General features: G+C 55.3%; 22 protein-coding genes. 14 read left to right on the top strand and 8 right to left on the bottom strand.

Annotated elements, in window-relative coordinates; all coding sequences use genetic code 11:
• Nucleotides 1-246: 246 nt before the first annotated feature.
• Nucleotides 247-714: an outer membrane lipoprotein SlyB gene (slyB, locus tag URZ40_RS08925; protein WP_028012906.1), complete on the top strand. Its 468-nt coding sequence runs from the start codon at nucleotides 247-249 to the stop codon at nucleotides 712-714.
• Nucleotides 715-913: 199 nt separating this feature from the next.
• The gene (locus URZ40_RS08930) at nucleotides 914-2,275 is read left to right on the top strand and encodes a GGDEF domain-containing protein (RefSeq protein ID WP_316378984.1); all 1,362 of its coding nucleotides are present in this window, start codon (nucleotides 914-916) and stop codon (nucleotides 2,273-2,275) included.
• A 35-nt stretch (nucleotides 2,276-2,310) separates the two neighbouring features.
• Here URZ40_RS08930 and slyA read toward each other — a convergent pair whose 3' ends face one another.
• Complete coding sequence (gene slyA / locus URZ40_RS08935) at nucleotides 2,311-2,751, bottom strand: transcriptional regulator SlyA (protein WP_021241135.1); 441 nt, start codon at nucleotides 2,749-2,751, stop codon at nucleotides 2,311-2,313.
• A gap of 186 nt (nucleotides 2,752-2,937) precedes the next feature.
• On the opposite strand from slyA, the gene URZ40_RS08940 reads away from it, so the two are divergent.
• Genes URZ40_RS08940 through URZ40_RS08950 form a run of 3 tightly spaced genes read left to right on the top strand, consistent with a single transcriptional unit; the run spans nucleotide 2,938 to nucleotide 6,070 of the window.
• Complete coding sequence (locus URZ40_RS08940; RefSeq protein WP_039266199.1) at nucleotides 2,938-3,174, top strand: DUF1656 domain-containing protein; 237 nt, start codon at nucleotides 2,938-2,940, stop codon at nucleotides 3,172-3,174.
• 2 nt (nucleotides 3,175-3,176) lie between these two features.
• Nucleotides 3,177-4,037, top strand: a complete 861-nt coding sequence (locus tag URZ40_RS08945) for an HlyD family secretion protein (RefSeq protein WP_316378983.1) — start codon at nucleotides 3,177-3,179, stop codon at nucleotides 4,035-4,037.
• Nucleotides 4,037-6,070 carry an FUSC family protein gene (locus URZ40_RS08950; protein ID WP_316378982.1) on the top strand — a complete coding sequence of 678 codons (2,034 nt, stop codon included), beginning with the start codon at nucleotides 4,037-4,039 and terminating at the stop codon, nucleotides 6,068-6,070. The genes URZ40_RS08945 and URZ40_RS08950 overlap by 1 nt, the downstream gene beginning before the upstream one ends.
• Here URZ40_RS08950 and sodC read toward each other — a convergent pair.
• The 3 genes from sodC to URZ40_RS08965 all read right to left on the bottom strand — a co-directional run bounded on the left by sodC (nucleotide 6,049) and on the right by URZ40_RS08965 (nucleotide 7,833).
• Nucleotides 6,049-6,567, bottom strand: a complete 519-nt coding sequence (sodC, locus tag URZ40_RS08955) for a superoxide dismutase [Cu-Zn] SodC (RefSeq protein ID WP_316378981.1) — start codon at nucleotides 6,565-6,567, stop codon at nucleotides 6,049-6,051. The two genes, URZ40_RS08950 and sodC, sit on opposite strands and share 22 nt — an antisense overlap.
• An 81-nt stretch (nucleotides 6,568-6,648) precedes the next feature.
• Nucleotides 6,649-7,545, bottom strand: coding sequence for an aldo/keto reductase family oxidoreductase (locus URZ40_RS08960; protein WP_116340382.1), 897 nt, complete (start codon nucleotides 7,543-7,545; stop codon nucleotides 6,649-6,651).
• A gap of 48 nt (nucleotides 7,546-7,593) precedes the next feature.
• A complete protein-coding gene (locus URZ40_RS08965) occupies nucleotides 7,594-7,833 on the bottom strand; it encodes a DUF1289 domain-containing protein (RefSeq protein WP_116340384.1) in 240 nt (79 codons plus the stop codon).
• 149 nt (nucleotides 7,834-7,982) lie between these two features.
• On the opposite strand from URZ40_RS08965, the gene eptA reads away from it, so the two are divergent.
• From eptA to rnt, 5 genes are all read left to right on the top strand, one after another.
• Nucleotides 7,983-9,608: a phosphoethanolamine transferase EptA gene (eptA, locus tag URZ40_RS08970; protein ID WP_163329032.1), complete on the top strand. Its 1,626-nt coding sequence runs from the start codon at nucleotides 7,983-7,985 to the stop codon at nucleotides 9,606-9,608.
• Nucleotides 9,609-9,649: 41 nt separating this feature from the next.
• Entirely contained in the window at nucleotides 9,650-10,249 is a 600-nt protein-coding gene (locus tag URZ40_RS08975; RefSeq protein ID WP_163329030.1) for a TetR/AcrR family transcriptional regulator, read from the top strand.
• Nucleotides 10,250-10,302: 53 nt separating this feature from the next.
• Nucleotides 10,303-11,400, top strand: a complete 1,098-nt coding sequence (locus URZ40_RS08980) for an alkene reductase (protein ID WP_116340390.1) — start codon at nucleotides 10,303-10,305, stop codon at nucleotides 11,398-11,400.
• Nucleotides 11,401-11,500: 100 nt separating this feature from the next.
• The gene (gene gloA / locus URZ40_RS08985) at nucleotides 11,501-11,908 is read left to right on the top strand and encodes a lactoylglutathione lyase (protein ID WP_166710886.1); all 408 of its coding nucleotides are present in this window, start codon (nucleotides 11,501-11,503) and stop codon (nucleotides 11,906-11,908) included.
• Between the two features lie 94 nt (nucleotides 11,909-12,002).
• The gene (rnt, locus tag URZ40_RS08990) at nucleotides 12,003-12,653 is read left to right on the top strand and encodes a ribonuclease T (protein ID WP_061098432.1); all 651 of its coding nucleotides are present in this window, start codon (nucleotides 12,003-12,005) and stop codon (nucleotides 12,651-12,653) included.
• Nucleotides 12,654-12,697: 44 nt separating this feature from the next.
• On the opposite strand, the gene grxD is transcribed toward rnt, so the two are convergent.
• Nucleotides 12,698-13,045, bottom strand: coding sequence for a monothiol glutaredoxin 4 (gene grxD / locus URZ40_RS08995; protein ID WP_003832760.1), 348 nt, complete (start codon nucleotides 13,043-13,045; stop codon nucleotides 12,698-12,700).
• A 338-nt stretch (nucleotides 13,046-13,383) separates the two neighbouring features.
• Between grxD and URZ40_RS09000 the strand changes: the two genes are divergently transcribed.
• Nucleotides 13,384-14,157: a C40 family peptidase gene (locus tag URZ40_RS09000; RefSeq protein WP_116340392.1), complete on the top strand. Its 774-nt coding sequence runs from the start codon at nucleotides 13,384-13,386 to the stop codon at nucleotides 14,155-14,157.
• 122 nt (nucleotides 14,158-14,279) lie between these two features.
• Nucleotides 14,280-14,861 (top strand): superoxide dismutase [Fe], encoded by a 582-nt coding sequence (gene sodB, locus URZ40_RS09005; RefSeq protein ID WP_116340394.1) that lies wholly within the window; start codon nucleotides 14,280-14,282, stop codon nucleotides 14,859-14,861.
• Between the two features lie 36 nt (nucleotides 14,862-14,897).
• Here the strand turns inward: sodB and URZ40_RS09010 are convergent, their stop codons facing one another.
• Nucleotides 14,898-16,064, bottom strand: a complete 1,167-nt coding sequence (locus tag URZ40_RS09010; protein WP_320720382.1) for an MFS transporter — start codon at nucleotides 16,062-16,064, stop codon at nucleotides 14,898-14,900.
• 163 nt (nucleotides 16,065-16,227) lie between these two features.
• Nucleotides 16,228-16,317, bottom strand: coding sequence for a YnhF family membrane protein (locus URZ40_RS09015; RefSeq protein WP_008500596.1), 90 nt, complete (start codon nucleotides 16,315-16,317; stop codon nucleotides 16,228-16,230).
• A 297-nt stretch (nucleotides 16,318-16,614) separates the two neighbouring features.
• Between URZ40_RS09015 and purR the strand changes: the two genes are divergently transcribed.
• Nucleotides 16,615-17,640, top strand: coding sequence for an HTH-type transcriptional repressor PurR (purR, locus tag URZ40_RS09020; protein WP_008500597.1), 1,026 nt, complete (start codon nucleotides 16,615-16,617; stop codon nucleotides 17,638-17,640).
• 17 nt (nucleotides 17,641-17,657) lie between these two features.
• On the opposite strand, the gene punR is transcribed toward purR, so the two are convergent.
• Entirely contained in the window at nucleotides 17,658-18,569 is a 912-nt protein-coding gene (punR, locus tag URZ40_RS09025) for a DNA-binding transcriptional activator PunR (protein WP_192981534.1), read from the bottom strand.
• Between the two features lie 114 nt (nucleotides 18,570-18,683).
• On the opposite strand from punR, the gene punC reads away from it, so the two are divergent.
• Nucleotides 18,684-19,874 (top strand): purine nucleoside transporter PunC, encoded by a 1,191-nt coding sequence (gene punC, locus URZ40_RS09030; protein WP_166710880.1) that lies wholly within the window; start codon nucleotides 18,684-18,686, stop codon nucleotides 19,872-19,874.
• Nucleotides 19,875-19,995 lie beyond the last annotated feature (121 nt).

The following is a 19,995-nucleotide window of genomic DNA, read 5'->3' on the forward strand; positions in this document are numbered from 1 at the left end:
TTACGTTGCGTGGGCTAAGGATATCCACTCAACCATAAACGACGCTGCTTTGCCATCCGACGATAATATTTTTTAACAATGTCATGCCGGTAACGCGAGCGGATCCTGTTTATGTCTCGTTAAGTCAAATTCAAGTACAATTTTCTTATTGTTAGTGCAAAGATATGAACTATGGCCCTTTATGCCATATAATTTAGCCATAACGGATGCCTCCAAATGGGCGTTTTTGGTGAACAGGAGATTCAAATGATTGTACGTGTACTGGGCGTTTCGCTGATTGGTTTAACCCTGGCTGGCTGTGTGAACGACAGCTCACTGTCTGGCGACGTTTACAGCGCTTCTGAAGCTAAACAGGTTCAGAGCGTGACTTACGGTACCGTTGTTAACGCCCGTCCTGTACAAATTCAGGGTGGTGATGAAAACAACGTCATGGGCGCAATCGGTGGTGCTGTTCTGGGTGGTTTCCTGGGTAACACCGTTGGCGGTGGCACAGGCCGCTCTTTGGCAACCGCAGCGGGCGCCGTTGCCGGTGGCGTGGCAGGCCAGGGCGTCCAGGGTGCGATGAACAAAACGCAGGGCGTAGAGCTGGAAATTCGTAAAGACGACGGCAGCACCATTATGGTTGTTCAGAAACAGGGCAATACCCGCTTCTCAGCAGGTCAGCGCGTTGTGCTGGCAAGCAACGGAAGCCAGGTTACCGTGTCCCCACGTTAATTAAAAATGGATGTGGCCGTCGGGCCACATCCATTTACAATATATATCACTTGAACGAATATATTTACAAAATCCATTCACCCCACCAATAATTAACCTCACCGTATATTGTTTCTGCGCAAAGTATTTATTGCATTAATTGATTAGACTCTTCGCAATTACCTCTTCATAAATTATTTTTCATTTTGTAAAAATTTATATGCTTGCGAATAGTCTTTGTCTAAAAGGTCGTTATATCTCGTTCTGTTTCGGGTGCCTTGTCGTTATCGGAATACTACAAGCCCTCTTTTCAAAACTGGTTGAATGGGTACCATCCTTCTCGCCTCTTGTGTTCCCTACGCTCACCATTTTTTTACTCGTGTTTCACCTGTTTATTGCCTGTTTTATGGCTATGAAATACTGGTGCGATAAGAGGCGGCTCTATCTGATTGCGATCGCCTTTGCCTTTGCCGGTTCGGCACTGCTGATGGTCGGAACGCTGTCCAGCTTTCCAGCGTGGCTTGACCTCTATCAGTTTAACGTCGTTAACTACAACGATGCGATGATCTACTATATGTTCCGCCATCTCTTAATGGCTGTGCTGATGATCGCTTCGGCATTACTCTATCCCACTCGGAATCAGTCCTTTTCCCGTGCGGCCCATATCGCCATCGTCAGCGGTATATTTCTGTTTACCGCCTGCGGCGTACTGTTAGCCTGGATATATTCCAGCCATTCTGCGTTTTTATCCATCGACCTGGTTGATAATGAAACGCGGCAGTTTATGGTTCTGTGGAGCCACTGCATCAATATTTCATTAATTGTTCTCTGGGTTGTAACATTAGCAAGCCTGATGTTTATTACGCGGGTGCGTAATCTGTTCTGGGTGGGCGGTAATTTTCTGTGCGTGTGCTATATCGTTACGCTCGTAATGCTGTTAGTGGGCGGACATGCTGAAGATATATCGTGGTATCGCGCCCGGCTATTTGAAACCGTCGCTACGCTGATGATTATTTTTGTTCTGCTTTACGACGTTTTCATGCTGTACCGTGATTCCCATTTAAAATATCAGCAGTCGTATCAGAATTCGATTCGCGATCCGCTCACGCGCCTTTATAACCGCAGCTATTTTTATGAATCGTTAAACCAGGCGCTGGAGATCGCCAAATCCAGCCGGCCCGTTTCGGTTATCGTCAGCGATCTCGATCGCTTCAAGCGCATCAACGATAACTATGGTCACCTTCAGGGAGACAAAGTCCTGCAGTTTGTCGCCAATCTGCTGATGGATTCCGTGCGCCCGCAGGACATCGCGGCGCGAATCGGTGGCGAAGAATTTGTCCTGATGCTGGCAAACACCTCCTCTGAGGCAGCATGTCAGGTGGCGGAACGTATACGGTTAAAGCTAAGCAGCTTTGATAAAGCCAGCAGCGGGGGACAGTTACCGGAGCCGATTACCATCAGCATGGGGGTATTCACGGCAACCTCATCATCGATAACCGCTGAAACGTGCGTGGAAAGTGCCGACAAGGCGATGTATGAAGCGAAAGAGACCGGCCGTAATCGGGTGGTCGTCTTTAAGTAATTAAAAGGCCTTGCTGCTGCAAGGCCTGGTGTTTGTCAGTCGCGAGACTGCAGCTCATGGATGTTTTGCTCAAGGCGTGCAATCAGGCTGATGAGCATTTCCAGCTCCGCCGGTGAAACCCCTGAAAGGATTTCACCGCGCGTTTTGGTAATTACGGCTTCCATTTCAGTGATGATAGGAGCCGCTTTCTCGGTCAGCTTAATCCGTTTGGCGCGACGATCGCTGGCGCAGGTTTGTCGGGAGATCAGTCCCTTCTCTTCCAGCTGGTCAAGCGTGCGCACCAGCGACGGTTGCTCAATGCCTATCGCTTTAGCCAGTTGAATTTGCGACTGGTCCGGCGGCAGCTGATGAATGTTGTGCAACGTGACCCAATGCGTCTGTGTCAGTTCCAGAGGTTTCAGGCGATGGTCAATCAGAGCACGCCAGACGCGTACCAACCTTGCCAGATCAGAACCTAATGGCGATTCCAATTTCATCTCCTTATAATTAGCTTGCTAAGTTATTATACTGATTTTAGAATAGTGTGCAGCATTTGTATTGGCAAAACAAATGCAATACTTCATTCATCTAACTCAAAAGTATGACTTACACTGAATCGTGATGCTTCTTCATACTCAGACAAGCCAACGCGGCATTCTGTTCACTGCAAAGGATCTCTGCTCGTGACCTTTTTTCATCGCTCAGAGGGTTTACCCCTCCAGGACCTGATCTTCGGTGCGTCAGTCTACTTTCCCCCTCTGTTTAAAGCCGTGCTGGTGGGCTTTATTCTTTGGCTCATCGCGCATCGCCTGCTTCGCGACTGGATGTACTCCGGCGAAATCTGGCATCCCATGCTGATGGATCTCTCCCTGTTTGCCCTCTCCGTGTGCCTGGGCCTTGCTGTTTTGATCGTGTGGTGAATATGCCTCTGAAAACGCTGAAGTACTTTTCCACCCTGTTTGTGCTGGTCCTCGCCCTGGTCGCTGGCTGGTGGTTGTGGAATTTCTATATGCAGTCCCCCTGGACCCGTGACGGTAAAATTCGCGCTGAGCAGGTCAGCATCACCCCGCAGGTGTCAGGAAGCATTACGTCGCTGCTGATTAAGGATAACCAGTACGTTAAAAAGGGAGATGTGTTATTCCGCATCGACGACACCCCGTACCATATTGCGATTTTGAACGCCCAGGCACAGCTGGCGAAAGCCCAGTCCGATCTGGCAAAGGCCAACAACGAGGCCAACCGCCGCCGTCATCTGTCGAAAAACTACATCTCTGCGGAAGATTTGGATACCGCCAACATCAACGTTAAGGCGATGCAGGCGAGCGTTAACGCGGCAGAGGCGACGCTGAAGCAAGCGCAGTGGGAGCTGACTCAAACCGTGATTACCGCCCCCGTCGACGGATGGGTGACCAACCTCTCCGCCCGCGTGGGGAATTATGCCACCACCGGCCAGCCGATTTTTGCCCTCGTCGACAGCCACTCCTTCTACGTAGTGGGCTATTTCGAAGAGACCAAGCTTCGGCACATCCGTGAAGGCGCACCCGCCGCCATAACGCTTTACAGCGGCTCGCAGAAGTTACGGGGTCACGTATCCAGCATTGGCCGCGCCATTTACGATCAAAGCGTTGAAACCGATTCCGGGCTGGTGCCGGACATCAAACCGAATGTACCGTGGGTGCGCCTGGCTCAACGCGTGCCTGTGCGCGTGGAGTTTGATCATTTACCCGGGGACATCACGCTGGTATCCGGCACCACCTGCACTGTCTCCATCGGAACCCGTTAATGAAGCTGCAGGCGCTCTCCTGGCAAAACACGCCGTGGATGAAAGCGACGCGTCCCCAGTGGCGCTACGCGCTGCGTAACGGCATAGCCATGTGCCTGGCGCTGACCGTCGCCTATTACCTGAACCTGGACGAACCCTACTGGGCGATGACCTCCGCGGCGGTGGTGAGTTTCCCGACCGTTGGCGGAGTGATCAGCAAAAGCCTTGGCCGTATCGCAGGCAGCCTGCTGGGTGCCACCGCGGCGTTAATTATCGCGGGCCACACGCTGAACGATCCGTGGTTGTTCCTGCTGAGCATGGCGGCATGGCTGGGATGCTGTACATGGGCCTGCGCCCATTTCACCAATAACGTCGCCTACGCTTTTCAGCTGGCGGGCTATACGGCCGCCATTATCGCCTTCCCGGTCGTCAACGTGCTCGACACTACCGAGCTGTGGGATATCGCTCAGGCGCGCGTCTGCGAAGTGATTGTCGGGATCCTCTGCGGCGGATTTATGATGATGGTCCTGCCCAGCACCTCCGACGGGACCGCGCTTATCACAGCGCTGAAAACCATGCATACCCGGCTGCTGGAACACGCGAGCCTGCTGTGGCAACCGGATACCAGCGATGACATCCGCCTCGCGCATGAAAAGGTTATCGGGCAGATCCTGACCATGAATCTGTTGCGGATTCAGGCTTTCTGGAGCCATTACCGTTTTCGCCGTCAGAACACCCTGCTTAACTATTTGCTGCACCAGCAGCTGCGCATGACCAGCGCCATCTCCAGCCTGCGCCGGATGCTGCTCAACTGGCCAACGCCGCCGGAAAACACGCGCGCCGTGATCGAAACGCTGCTCGCGGCGCTTGCCCGGCCGGATGCAGATATCTACACAGTTGCGAAGATCATTGCCCCGCTCGCCCCGGTGGATGAATATGATTACCGCCATCGCGCCTTCTGGCAGCGTCTGAATTATTTTTGCCGTCTATACCTGCGCAGCAGCCGCTGGATTAAGGCGGTAGAGAATGCCCCCCCGGTCACGGAGTTCACCGTTCCCGGCAGCCCGGCTCTCGCGCGGCACACCGATTATCTGGAAGCGCTGTGGAGCGGTTTTCGCACCTTCTGCGCGCTGATGCTGGTGGGGGCATGGAGCATCACCACGCAGTGGGAGTCCGGTTCGGCGGCCCTGACGCTGGCCGCCATCAGCTGCGTGCTATACTCCGTCGCGGCCTCGCCGTTTAACTCCCTTACGCTGCTGCTGCGAACGCTGGTGTTGCTGTCACTGTTCAGTTTTGTGGTGAAGTTTGGCCTGATGGTGCAGATAAGCGATCTCTGGCAGTTTCTGCTGTTCCTGTTTCCGCTGTTAACCACCATGCAGCTACTTAAGCTGCAAATGCCGAAACTGGCGGGCCTCTGGGGACAGCTGATTGTCTTTATGGGCTCGTTTATCTCCGTGACGAATCCGCCGGTTTACGATTACGCCGACTTTCTCAATGACAACCTGGCGAAAATACTGGGCGTGGGGCTGGCGTGGCTGGCCTTCGCGGTGTTGCGTCCCGGCTCTGACGCGCGCAAAAGCCGCAGGCATATTCGGGAGTTGCGCAGAGGGTTTGTCGACCAGCTCAGCCGCAAACCGCATCTGCGTGAAAGCGAGTATGAATCGCTGGTGTATCACCACGTCAGCCAGTTAAATAACAGCCAGGACGCGCTGTCCCGCCGCTGGCTGCTGCGCTGGGGCGTGGTGCTGTTGAACTGTTCACATGTAGTCTGGCAGCTTCGCGCGTGGGAAACGCGTTCCGATCCGCTGTCGCAGGTGCGTGACGTTTGCATTTCCCTGCTGCGCGATGTCATGAGCGAGCGCGGGGTTCAGCAGCGTCCGCTGGAGGCCACGCTTGCTGAACTGCAGCGCATCTGCGATACCCTTGCACGGCATCACCTGACCGCAGCCCGCGATTTGGCCTCGATTATCTGGCGCCTGCACTGCTCGCTGTCGCAGCTCGAGCAGGCGCCACCGCCGGGCACGATTGGAGATCAGATTACGCCGCAGGCATAGCGTGCCCCACCGCCGCCAAGCGGTTTAGGCTGATCGGACATGTTATCCCCGCCCACATGGATCATCAGCGCTTTGCCTTTGACCTCATCCAGCTTTTTAAGCCGCGGGGCCACGACCGGATCCGTGGCTTTACCGTCATTGTTTACCACCAGCACCGGCAAGTCGCCCAGGTGCCCCATTCCGTCAGGCCCTTCATGTTTACCTGAATTCTGCGGGTCGAGGTGGCCCCCTGCTGCTTCCGCCGCCGACGGTTTACCCTCTTTCATGGCTGGCTGACAGCTCCCTTTGGCATGAACGTGAAAGCCGTGTTCGCCCGGCGGGAGTGCTTTAAGATCGGGTGCGAATTCCAGCCCTTTATCGGTCTCAGTGATTTTCACCGTCCCGATTGACTGACCCACCCCCTGTGAGGTGACGAGATTCATTTCTACTTCGTCGCTGGCTGCCTGCGCCCCTGCGCAAACAACCAGCGCGACCATTGCCAGAGAAAAACGCTTCATAATGACCTCCGCGGGTTATTTTTTGCCCCTTAAGTGTATACCAGGGGCACAGATTTCACCGGAAAGTCACCTTCTGGCGGTTTATGGCACGTCGTAACCCAGCGCGGCCTTGCGGATGCGGAACCACTGCTGGCGGGTCATCTGCAGCTCTTCGGCGGCCAGAGCGGAACGGACGCGTTCAATTTTTCCGGAGCCAATAATCGGCAGCGGTTTTGACGGGAGACGCAGGATCCAGGCATAAACCACCTGTTCGATACTCTCCGCGTTCAGCTCGCGGGCGATGGTTTCCAGCTCATTGCGCAGCGGTTGGAACGCCTCGTCATTAAACAGGCGTCCACCGCCCAGGCAGGACCAGGCCATCGGGCGAATGCGCAGCTGCTGCAGCTGATCGAGCGTACCGTCCAGCAGCAGCGGCTGGTGTACCGGGGAGATCTCAACCTGGTTAGTGGCCAGGGTAAACGGCAGACGAGACTGAAGCAGCGCAAACTGGGCCGGGGTAAAGTTGGAGACGCCGAAGTGTCGCACTTTCCCGCTCTGATGCAGGCTCAGGAAGGCTTCCGCCACCTCATCGGCATCCATCAGCGGGTCAGGACGGTGAATCAGCAGCAGGTCGATACGATCGGTTGCCAGATTGACCAGAGACTGCTCGGCGCTCTTGATGATATGCGCGCTGTCGGTGATGTAATGACCGAGGGCATGTTCAGGTTTTGCCGTGGTGGCAATCCCACATTTTGTGACGATCTCCATGCGATCGCGCAGCGCCGGAACCAGCTTGAGCGCCTCGCCAAAGGCGGCCTCGCACTGATAGCCTCCGTAAATATCCGCATGATCGACCGTGGTGATGCCTAAATCGAGGTGCTCTTCAATAAAGCTTGCCAGCTGGAGGGGGGACATATTCCAGTCCATCAGGCGCCAGTAGCCCATCACAAAACGGGAGAATTCTGGCCCCTGGGGGGCAAGGGTAATTCGCTGAACCATAACATTTTCCTCAAGGACGTGATGTCATGAGTATACGCAATTACCGCATTAAAACAGTGAAGGTTGCTGGGGTTCTTCGGCCTCGCTGGCTTTGTTTGCGCGGATTTTGCGCAGAAGTCGCTGCCGGCAGAGGCGGAGCACCTCCTGCTTTTGCGTGTCGCTGAAGTTTTGCCAGTTAAAACGCTCGTCACGGGTACGCATGCATCCGCGGCAATAACCGCGCTCATCTACCTGACAAATCCCCCGGCACGGGCTCTGGATGGGGAAAAACTCCAGTTGCTCTGCCACACTCACCTCCGGTTAACCACTCTCACCTACAGTGAAGACGCTAACAGCGCCGCGTGCAAGGGCTTTACCACAGTTTTATGGCATTAAGGTTTCACTAATCTTCACTCTCTATACTCGCCGCATCAATACAATGACAGGTTTTGCGATCGATGTGGTTAAGTAAAAAGTTACAGTGTAACGACATTAAATTCACTCTGGGCTGTGCACTCTTCTTTACGCTGCTAAACGGGCTGTTTATTCAGCGCAGCTGGGCCATTATTGCCCCTGCTCATCTACACGACATTCTCTTTGCCGCGTCCGTACCGGTGGTGCTGTTTTGTGGCTGGGTGATTGTTTTTAGCCTGCTCAATATTCCGTATATCCGCAAGCCACTGCTGATCGTCTTAACCGTCGGATGCGCTGCGGCAACTTATTTTATGTTTACCTACGGCGCGGTCATCGATCAAAACATGATTGTGAACGTGTTCGAAACTAACTCCCAGGAAGCCACCGCCCTGGTGACCCCGCAGATGATTCTGTGGATTGTCATAGCCGGTCTTGTTCCATCCCTGGTGCTGGCGCTGACCCGTATTCGTACCGGAAAATGGTGGTACGCCCTGCTGACGCGCGTTGCTGCGATGCTCGGTGCCCTGCTGGTGATTATTCTAATCGCCGCTGTGTTTTATAAAGATTACGCATCGCTGTTCCGCAATAATAAAAGCATCGTCAAAATGGTCACCCCGGCGAACTACGTCAGCGCCGTGGTGAAATACAGCAAAATGCGCTGGTTTGCCGGCGATCAAACGCTGGTGCGGATTGGCGAAGATGCGCACAAAGGCGCGCTGATTTCGGGTCAGCATAAGAAAACCGTTCTGGTGCTGGTCATCGGCGAAGCGTCGCGCGCGGCGAACTACTCCCTGAATGGCTACGGGCGTGAAACCAACCCCGAACTGAAAAAGCAGGATGTGATCAACTTCCCCCAGGCCTCGTCGTGCGGCACTGAAACCGCCGTATCCGTTCCCTGCATGTTCTCCGGTATGACGCGCAGCAAATACGATGCCGACCTGGCGCACCATCAGGAAGGGCTGCTCGACGTGCTCAAGCATGCGGGTTTCAACCTCCTGTGGCGCGACAACGACGGTGGCTGTAAAGGCGCGTGCGATCGTATTCCCCATACCGACATGACGCAGTGGAAGCTGGATCAGTTCTGCAAAGACCAATCCTGTATTGATGACGTGAACTTCTACCGCCTGGACAACGTGCTGGACGGTCTGAAGCAGGACACGGTGCTGGTTATCCACCTGATGGGCAGCCATGGCCCGGCGTACTATCGCCGTTACCCGGATAACTTCCGTAAATTCACCCCCACCTGCGATACCAATGAGATTCAGGATTGCGATCATCAGGCGCTGATGAACACCTATGACAATACCATTCTGTATACCGACAGCATGGTCAGCAAAACCATTGACGCGCTGAAAGCCCGTCAGGCGAACATGAACACCGCGCTGATTTACCTCTCGGATCACGGGGAATCGCTCGGTGAGAGCGGTATTTATCTGCACGGCACGCCGTACATGCTGGCGCCGGAGCAGCAGACGCACATTCCGTTTATGTTCTGGCTGTCCCCGGACTATGCGAAAAACTTTGGCATCAACGAGCAGTGTTTACGCGACCACGCAGCAAAAAATGCGGTTTCGCAGGACAATTTATTCTCGACGGTGCTGGGCATGATGGACGTTAAATCAAGCGTTTATCAGCAACAGCTGGACATTCTGAACGCGTGTCGCCAGTAACAGAGCTTGCATTAGACCGAACGGTCTATTAGAGTGAATCCATGAGCAGAAATACTGAACACGATACCCGAGAACATCTCCTGGCGACCGGTGAGCGGCTGTGCATGCACCGCGGCTTTACCGGTATGGGGCTGAGCGAGCTATTAAAAACCGCTGAGGTACCGAAAGGGTCGTTCTATCACTACTTCCGGTCCAAAGAGGCCTTTGGCGTGGCGATGCTGGAGCGGCACTATGCTGCCTACCACCAGCGCCTCGCGACCCACTTCGCGACGGGGAAAGGTAACTATCGGGATCGTGTTCTGAACTACTATCAGGAAACGCTGAACCAGTTCTGTCAGCAGGGCATTATCAGCGGATGCCTGACGGTTAAACTCTCTGCCGAAGTGTGCGATCTCTCAGAAGATATGCGCACGGCAATGGATAAAGGCGCCAGCGGCGTTATCGCCCTGCTGGCACAGGCGCTGGCGAAGGGGCGCGAAGAAAATACGCTAGCCTTCCCCGGCGATCCCTTAACGCAGGCTCAGGTGCTCTACTCTCTCTGGTTAGGGGCCAACCTGCAGGCTAAAATTTCTCGCAGTGCCGTGCCGCTCGAAAGCGCGCTGGCGCATGTGAAAAGTACGATTACTGCGCCTGGCGCTTAGCAGGCGTTTTTATTTCCATTATTACTAGTCGACTGGTCTACTCAGGAGTCTTTATGTCAGCTGAAAAATTATTTACCCCTTTAAAAGTGGGTGCCGTCACTGCGCCAAACCGCGTGTTTATGGCTCCGCTTACCCGTCTGCGCAGCATTGAGCCGGGTGACATCCCAACCCCACTGATGGGTGAATACTATCGTCAGCGCGCCAGCTCTGGCCTGATAATCACCGAAGCCACGCAGATTTCTGCTCAGGCCAAGGGATATGCGGGTGCTCCGGGGCTGCACAGCCCGGAGCAGATCGCCGCATGGCAGAAAATCACCGCGGGTGTTCACGCTGAAGAGGGTCGCATTGCGGTCCAGCTGTGGCATACCGGTCGTATCTCCCACAGCAGCATTCAGCCTGGCGGTCAGGCACCGGTTTCAGCCTCTGCCCTGAATGCGAATACCCGTACCTCGCTGCGCGATGAAAACGGCAACGCGATCCGCGTCGATACCTCTACGCCACGCGCGCTTGAGCTGGACGAGATCCCGGGTATCGTGAACGATTTCCGCCAGGCCGTAGCCAACGCCCGTGAAGCCGGTTTTGACCTGATTGAGCTGCACTCCGCGCACGGTTACCTGCTGCACCAGTTCCTGTCACCGTCGTCTAACCATCGCACCGACCAGTACGGCGGTAGTGTCGAAAACCGCGCTCGCCTGGTGCTGGAAGTGGTTGACGCCGTCTGCCAGGAGTGGAGCCCGGACCGTATCGGGATCCGCGTCTCCCCAATCGGTTCTTTCCAGAATGTCGACAACGGTCCGAACGAAGAAGCCGATGCCCTGTACCTGATCGAAGAACTGGCTAAACGTGGCATCGCTTATCTGCACATGTCCGAGCCGGACTGGGCCGGCGGTAAGCCTTACACGGAAGCCTTCCGTCAGAAAGTGCGCGAGCGCTTCCACGGGGTGATCATCGGTGCGGGTGCTTATACCCCAGAGAAAGCCGAAGACCTGATTAATAAAGGGCTGATCGACGCCGTGGCATTTGGCCGCGACTATATTGCCAACCCGGATCTGGTAGCCCGTCTGCAGCAGAAAGCGGCCCTGAACCCGCAGCGTCCTGAGAGCTTCTACGGCGGCGGCGCGGAAGGCTACACCGACTATCCTTCTCTGTAATCTCGCCATTGTTCATTGATAGCGGCGACACTTCGCCGCTATACTAAAACATCGTTTCTGTTCAAAAAAATAGTCTATTCCATTGGTTAATGAGGAAATTATGCGCCTACTTCACACCATGCTGCGCGTTGGCGACCTGCAACGTTCGATCGATTTCTACACTAACGTCCTGGGCATGAAGCTGCTGCGCACCAGCGAAAACCCGGAATACAAATACTCGCTGGCGTTCGTGGGTTACGGCCCGGAAACGGATGAATCGGTCATTGAGCTGACCTACAACTGGGGCGTGGACAGCTATGAGCTGGGTACCGCCTATGGCCATATCGCGCTGGAAGTGGACAACGCGGCCGAAGCGTGCGAACGCATTCGCAAAAATGGCGGTAACGTCACGCGCGAAGCGGGCCCGGTAAAAGGTGGCACCACCGTGATTGCGTTTGTCGAAGATCCGGACGGTTACAAGATCGAGCTGATTGAAGCCAAAGACGCGGGCCGCGGTCTGGGCAACTGATCCCTCAGGGCGCAACATGCGCCCGTAGTTTTACTGCATCCCCCCGCAAAATTTGCCATAATGCGCTCTGCTTTTTCCCTGGTAAGAGACCCTGATGTCCGATAACGCTCAATTTAGCGGTCTGTGCGACCGTTTTCGTGGTTTTTATCCCGTTGTCATTGATGTAGAAACAGCCGGATTTAACGCTAAAACCGATGCGCTGCTTGAAATTGCCGCCATCACGCTGAAGATGGATGAACAGGGCTGGCTTACACCGGACACCACGCTGCATTTCCACGTTGAACCTTTCGAAGGGGCAAACTTACAGCCGGAGGCGCTGGCGTTTAACGGTATCGATCCGCATAACCCGCTGCGCGGTGCAGTCAGCGAATATGATGCGCTGCACGCCATTTTTAAAATGGTGCGTAAAGGCATGAAAGAGAGCAACTGCAGCCGCGCCATCATGGTGGCCCATAACGCCACCTTCGATCACAGCTTTACCATGGCTGCAGCCGAGCGCGCGTCGCTCAAGCGCAACCCTTTCCACCCGTTTGTGACCTTCGACACCGCCGCGCTGAGCGGCCTGGCGCTGGGACAAACGGTGTTATCAAAGGCCTGCATTACGGCGGGTATACCGTTTGACGGCACCCAGGCACACTCCGCCTTATACGACACGGAGCGCACCGCAGAGCTGTTCTGTGAGATCGTCAACCGCTGGAAGCGTCTGGGCGGTTGGCCGCTGCCGATGGGCGACAGTGAAGAATAAAAAAAAGCGACCTTATCAGGTCGCTTTTTTATTAACGCAGAAAATTACTCAGCGTCTGGCTCTTCGGTTTTGTACTTCGCCGCCGTCTCTTTGATCAGCTGCTGCAGTTCGCCGCGCTGGTACATCTCAATCAGGATATCGCAGCCGCCAACCAGTTCGCCGTCAACCCACAGCTGCGGGAAAGTCGGCCAGTTAGCGTATTTTGGCAGCTCTGCGCGGATGTCCGGGTTCTGCAGGATATCAACGTAAGCAAAACGCTCACCACAGGCTGACAGCGCCTGAACCGCTTGCGCGGAAAAGCCGCAGCTTGGCAGCTTCGGAGAACCTTTCATATACAGCAGAATCGGGTTTTCAGCGATCTGGCGCTGGATTTTTTCAATAGTGGTGCTCATGTCTTGCTTCCTTTAACTTCTGTTACGGCAATAGTCTGACATTGTAGCGGGTCAGGCTGGCATCGGAAAATAACATTTTCGTCACGTTTATATATTTTACCGCGACTCTACAAAAGTTGCATTGCAAATGGTGTTTACCCCTGCGACCGTCAGGGTTTTGCTCAGGGAGTGAACAATTGTGCGGCAGAACGATGATTTTTTTTGCACTTGCTAACGAAACAGGTTTTTAGATTGAAAAATGCTATTAACTTCTCGGGTTTTTATGGATTAGAATCGACGGGCTTTGTAAATCACACGCGGGTATTATTGATGACCTGCATATATCAGGGGACTGCCCAGTGGCGCGGATAACTAAAATCTCGATCACGCTCTGTGCTTTACTGTTTACTTCACTCACTTTCACGCCAGCGGCAAACGCCTCTCAGCAGGCGCGGCAATCTGCTGTACAAAAAAGCCATCTGGTAAAAGCCACAGAACGTAAGAAAAAAACCACCACGAAGAACGTCAAGAAAAAAACCACCGCTCAGACTAAACAGACCGCTTCCAGCAAGACGAAAACAAAATCTTCCCGCACTACCCGCACCGCCAAAAATAAAGCTTCGCTGACCGCCGCTAACCTCGTTACAGAAAAATGCATTACCCGTAAAGGGCATAAAGCAAAATGCACGAAGGTGACGAAACTGGCGGATGTGCATAAAGTCCGTGTGCAAAAAGCGCAAAAAACCGCGATGAATAAGCTGATGGGACAGATTGGCAAACCTTATCGTTGGGGCGGCAGCTCGCCGCGCACCGGTTTCGACTGCAGCGGCCTCGTCTATTACGCCTATAAAGATCTGGTTAAATTCCGCATTCCGCGTACCGCCAACGAGATGTATCACCTGCGCGATGCGTCACCGGTTAACCGCGGGGAGCTGGAAAACGGCGATTTGGTCTTCTTCCGTACCCAGGGTCGCGGCACGGCTGACCACGTCGGCGTCTACGTCGGCAACGGGAAATTCATCCAGTCACCGCGCAGCGGCCAGGATATTCAGATCACCTCGCTCAGTGAAGACTACTGGATGCGCCACTACGTCGGCGCGCGTCGCGTGATGACGCCAAAAACCATTCGCTAATCCCTGCCCTGCCACATCCGTGGCAGGGTAAGTTCCTCTTTTGCATACCCTTTCAATTTGCTATCATTTCCCTGTTGTCTGTGTGGTTATTGGCAACGCAAAATACAATAAGGAGAGAAGCAATGTCGTTCGAATTACCTGCACTACCGTATGCAAAAGACGCCCTGGCACCGCATATTTCAGCGGAAACCCTGGAATATCATTACGGCAAACATCACCAGACTTACGTCACCAACCTGAACAACCTGATCAAGGGCACCGATTTCGAAGGCAAAACGCTGGAAGAGATCGTTCGCAGCTCAGAGGGTGGCGTTTTTAACAACGCGGCTCAGGTGTGGAACCACACCTTCTACTGGCACTGCCTGGCACCCAATGCCGGTGGCGAACCTGCCGGTGAGCTGGCGGCCGCCATTAACGCCGCTTTTGGCAGCTTCGCCGAGTTTAAGACGAAGTTTACCGATGCAGCCATCAAGAACTTCGGTTCTGGCTGGACGTGGCTGGTAAAAGAGGCGGATGGCAAACTGGCTATCGTGTCCACGTCTAACGCGGGCACCCCGCTGACCACCAGCGCTACGCCGCTGATGACCGTGGACGTGTGGGAACACGCTTACTACATTGATTACCGCAACGCGCGCCCGAACTACCTGGAACACTTCTGGGCGCTGGTTAACTGGGAATTTGTCGCGAAGAATTTCGCCGCGTAAAAGACACGCAGAAGGGTTCGCCCTTCTGCGTTTTTCTTATTCCGCCGTGCAAACGGCTTCAGGCTGTTTACGGCCGGACATCATTACCAGCAGCAGGCCGAGCGCGGCAATAATGGCCCCCATCACCGGCACAAAACTGTACCCCAGACCACCTGAAATCACGGCGCCTCCGGCGGCTGCGCCCAGCGCATTGCCGAGATTGAACGCCCCGATATTCACGGAAGACGAGAGGCCCGGCGCCTCATGGGCAACACGCATCACGCGCATCTGCAGCGGCGGCACCACGGCAAAGGTTGCGGCCCCCCAGACGACCATCGCAATCGCCGCTCCGAGCTCATTACGCGCCAGCCACGGGATAGCAACCATAATGACAATCAGCAGGGTTAAGAAGCCTTTCAGCGTCCCGCTCACGGAACGGTCAGCAAATTTCCCGCCGAGATAGTTGCCGATCGAGAAGCCGACGCCAATCAGCACCAGCATCGCGGTAACGAAAAGAGGCGTTGCGTGGGTGATATCGTGCAGCACCGGTGAAATATAGGTGTAGAGGGTAAACATCGCCCCTGCCCCCAGCACCGTGGTGAGCAGCGCGGAGAGCACCTGCGGGCGCATCAGCACCGCCAGCTCTTTACGCACTTCCGGACGTTCTCCTGCACTGCCTTTCGGCAGAGAGAAGAACAACGCCACCATCGCGACCACGCCCAGCCCGGCCGTCGCCAGGAAGGACATACGCCAGCCGATCGCTTCCCCCAGCCAGGTTGCCGCCGGCACCCCGCCAATGTTGGCAATCGTCAGCCCCATAAACATGGTCGCTACAGCGCTTGCCTGCTTGTGTTTTGGCACTACGCTTGCGGCCACGACCGAGCCCAGCCCAAAGAACGCGCCGTGGTTCAGGCTGGTCAGAATGCGCGACAGCATCAGGGTAGTGTAGTCCGGCGAAATGGCCGAAAGCACGTTGCCCAGAGTGAAAATCGCCATCAGGAAAATCAGCGCATTGCGGCGCGCCCGGTGAGAAAGCAGAAGCGTCATCAGCGGCGCCCCCACCATCACGCCGATGGCGTAGGCGCTGATTAACATGCCTGCCGCAGGGATCGAGACGTCTACGCCCCGGGCAATAACAGGCAGTAACCCCATCGGGGAGAATTCAGTGGTGCCAATCCCAAAAGCGCCAATCGCCAGGGCCAGCAGGGGAAAATTGATTTTCATGCGTCAACTCCGGATGCCGTGTCATGTGGTGACACAGAACAAAGAAGCGGAAAGCATGACATCAATCACAAAAAATGAGAAGTTAACAAAATGGCAAAAGATTTTTGCCAGAGAAGTAACAATCGCGGCGATGGGGAGGGAGAAGGCTCTCCCTCCGCGTAAATCAGTGCAGTGCAGCCGTCAGACCGGCCGCGACAATCAGAGCCAGCACAACAACGGTGGTGAACAGCGAAAACTTCAGATCGGAACTCATCAATTTTTCTCCTTTTAATCCCCCCACGAAAAGTGAGCTTGCTCATTTTTGCACAGATTCCGTCAAAAATCTTCCTGGATTTATACTGATAACCACTTTACCTCTTCCCCTTTTCATCAAGATAGGCCAAAATTCCACGCTAAATTTATTAGCGTACCGGCCATTGACCCCCTCCTGACGTCCCGTGTCGTTTTCCTGGCGTGCCGCAATCCAAAATTGCGTGATAAGGGTGAGAGAAGGCAAACGTTTACCTTCAAGTTTTTCAGGAGCTTAGGATATGGTCTGGAGTGACATTTAATGGCAACAATTAAAGACGTAGCAAAACGCGCAAACGTTTCCACTACAACCGTATCACATGTAATTAACAAAACCCGCTTCGTGGCGGAAGAGACGCGCAACGCGGTCTGGGCAGCGATCAAAGAGCTGCACTATTCGCCAAGCGCGGTTGCGCGCAGCCTCAAGGTCAATCACACCAAGTCCATTGGATTGCTGGCGACCAGCAGTGAAGCGGCCTATTTTGCCGAGATCATTGAAGCGGTGGAGAAAAACTGCTTCCAGAAAGGCTATACCCTGATTCTCGGCAACGCATGGAACAGCATTGAAAAACAGCGCGCCTACCTGTCGATGATGGCGCAAAAGCGCGTGGATGGCCTGCTGGTAATGTGTTCCGAGTACCCGGAATCCGTGCTGTCGATGCTGGAAGAGTATCGCCATATTCCGATGGTGGTGATGGACTGGGGCGAAGCGCGCGCGGATTTCACCGATTCGGTTATCGATAACGCCTTTGAGGGCGGCTATATGGCCGGCCGTTATCTGATTGAGCGCGGCCATCGCGAGATTGGCGTGATCCCGGGTCCGCTGGAGCGCAACACCGGCGCGGGCCGTCTGGCCGGCTTTATGAAAGCGATGGAAGAAGCGCTGATTACCGTGCCGGAAAACTGGATCGTGCAGGGCGACTTTGAGCCGGAATCAGGCTACCGCGCGATGCAGCAGATCGTCTCCCAGCCGCACCGCCCGACCGCCGTCTTCTGCGGGGGTGATATCATGGCGATGGGCGCCCTCTGTGCGGCCGATGAGCTGGGTCTGCGCGTCCCGCAGGACATCTCCGTGATCGGGTATGACAACGTGCGCAACGCGCGCTTCTTCACGCCAGCGTTGACCACCATTCACCAGCCGAAAGATTCGCTGGGTGAAACCGCCTTCAATATGCTGCTGGACAGGATCGTCAACAAACGTGAAGAGTCGCAGTCCATTGAAGTTCACCCTCGCCTTATTGAACGCCGTTCCGTTGCGGATGGCCCGTTCCGCGACTACCGTCGTTAATCTCATTGCGGAGCCAGTCAGGCTGGCTCCCTCAGCCACTCCCGGTTAAGCGTTTCGCTGTCCCCCAGATAATCCAGAAGCCAGGCCATCGCCGGCGAAACATCATTTTGTTGCCAGGTGAGGCAGCAGGCCGCATCCGGGAACGGATTCTCCAGGGCCAGCTCAACCCACTCACCGGTGTCGATTCGCGGTCTCGCAAAATGAACGGGTACCATCGCGACGCAGAGCCCGGCGCTGAGGCACGTCGCCGACGATTCCCAGTCAGGGGCCACCACCCGCCGCTGGTTGTCCAAAAGCCAGGTGATACGCTTGGGCAGCGAGCGGGAGGTATCCTCCAGCACCAGCGACGGCCAGCCGCGCAGCGTATCATCGCTCAGCGGCCCTTCCATCTTCGCCAGCGGATGATCGCTTGCCACCACGCATTTCCAGCTCAGCATCCCCATATCACGAAAGGCGTAACGCCCCCCGACCGGGATCGCCTGCGTGGCCCCAATGGCCATCTCTGCCCTGCCGTCCGCCAGCGCATCCCAGACGCCGTTGAACACCTCCTGCGAAACCCGCAGTTCGACGTCGGAAAAATGACGGTAGAAATCGACAATCATCTGCCGGGTGCGCTCGGGCTTAACGATGTTATCCACCGCAATGGAAAGGTGTCCCCGCCAGCCGTTCGCGATCTGCTGGCACTGTTCGCGGGTGATCTGCATTTTTTTGATAACAGAACGCCCTTCCTTCAAAAACCACGCGCCTGCAGGCGTTAATTCCACATCACGATGCCGCCGTTCAAACAGCGGTACCGCCAGCCACTCCTCAAGCTGACGTACTGTATAGCTGATAGCCGAAGGGACGCGGTGTAGCTCCTGCGCCGCCCCGCTAAAGCTGCCGTTACGCGCGACAGCATCGACCACTTCAAGAGAATAATCTGACCACATTTTCTGCCTGCAAAAAATTTGAATGCACCCGCCAAATATTAGCGTTTCACAAGCGGCTTTGCACTCCCTACACTCAGCGCCAACGTATACCTGCCTCCTCAGGAGAATAAAACAGTGCAACCCAGGAAAGGTTTTTTAGTCTGGCTCGGCGGCTTAAGCGTGCTGGGCTTTTTGGCCACCGATATGTACCTGCCGGCTTTCGCCGCCATGCAGGAAGATTTGCAAACCCCTGCTGCCGCCATCAGCGCCAGCCTGAGCCTGTTCCTTGCCGGTTTTGCCTTCGCGCAGCTGCTCTGGGGACCGCTTTCGGATCGCTTCGGCCGTAAACCGGTACTGCTGCTGGGTCTGGCCATTTTTGCCGTGGGCTGCCTGGGAATGCTATGGGTGCGCGATGCCACCTGGCTGCTGGTACTGCGGTTTGTTCAGGCGGTCGGCGTCTGTGCCGCTGCCGTGACCTGGCAGGCGCTGGTCACCGACTACTACCCGGCAAACCGCACCAACCGCATTTTCGCCACCATTATGCCGCTGGTAGGGCTTTCACCTGCCCTTGCTCCGCTGCTGGGTAGTTGGATCCTCGCGCACTTTGACTGGCAGGCCATCTTTGCCACGCTGTTTGCCATCACGCTGGTGCTGATGCTGCCGGCATTCGCCCTCAAGCCCGCGCATAAAAAAGAGGTGCACGCAGACGCGAAGCCGATCACCTTCACCTCCCTGCTCAGCACCAAAGCGTATCGCGGCAACGTTCTGATCTATGCCGCCTGCTCGGCAAGCTTCTTCGCGTGGCTCACCGGTTCGCCGTTCATTCTGCATGATATGGGCTACAGCCCGGCAGCCATCGGCCTGAGCTATGTTCCACAGACTATCGCGTTCCTGGTGGGCGGGTATGGCTGCCGCGCGGCGCTGCAAAAGTGGGAAGGTCAGCAGATGCTGCCATGGCTGCTGGTGCTGTATGCGCTGAGCGTCATCGGGACCTGGGCCGTTGGCTTTATTCCGGGTGCCGGTCTGGCCGAAATTTTGATTCCATTCTGCGTGATGGCCGTCGCGAACGGGGCGATCTACCCTATCGTGGTGGCGCAGGCGCTGCGTCCGTTCCCGCAGGCGACAGGCCGCGCGGCCGCGCTGCAGAACACCCTGCAACTGGGGCTGTGCTTCCTGGCAAGTCTGGTAGTCTCAGCGCTGATTGCCACGCCGCTACTGACGACAACCAGCGTAATGCTGGCTACCGTTGCGCTGGCCGTCATAGGCTATCGCATGCAGGCTGCCGCGCAGGATGAGAGTACGCAGGTTGAAACCTCGCACGCCTGATCGCACCAGGAACTATGTTAATTTTCAGTGATTAGGTTGCTAAGAATTTTCTATTGAATCACCAAATTTTGAGGCCTATACTAAATTTGGTTCGATTAAATACGATAAATATTAAGTGTTA

This window comes from Enterobacter sp. 296B2, from assembly GCF_034106185.1.
GTDB classification, from domain to species: domain Bacteria; phylum Pseudomonadota; class Gammaproteobacteria; order Enterobacterales; family Enterobacteriaceae; genus Enterobacter; species Enterobacter cloacae_N.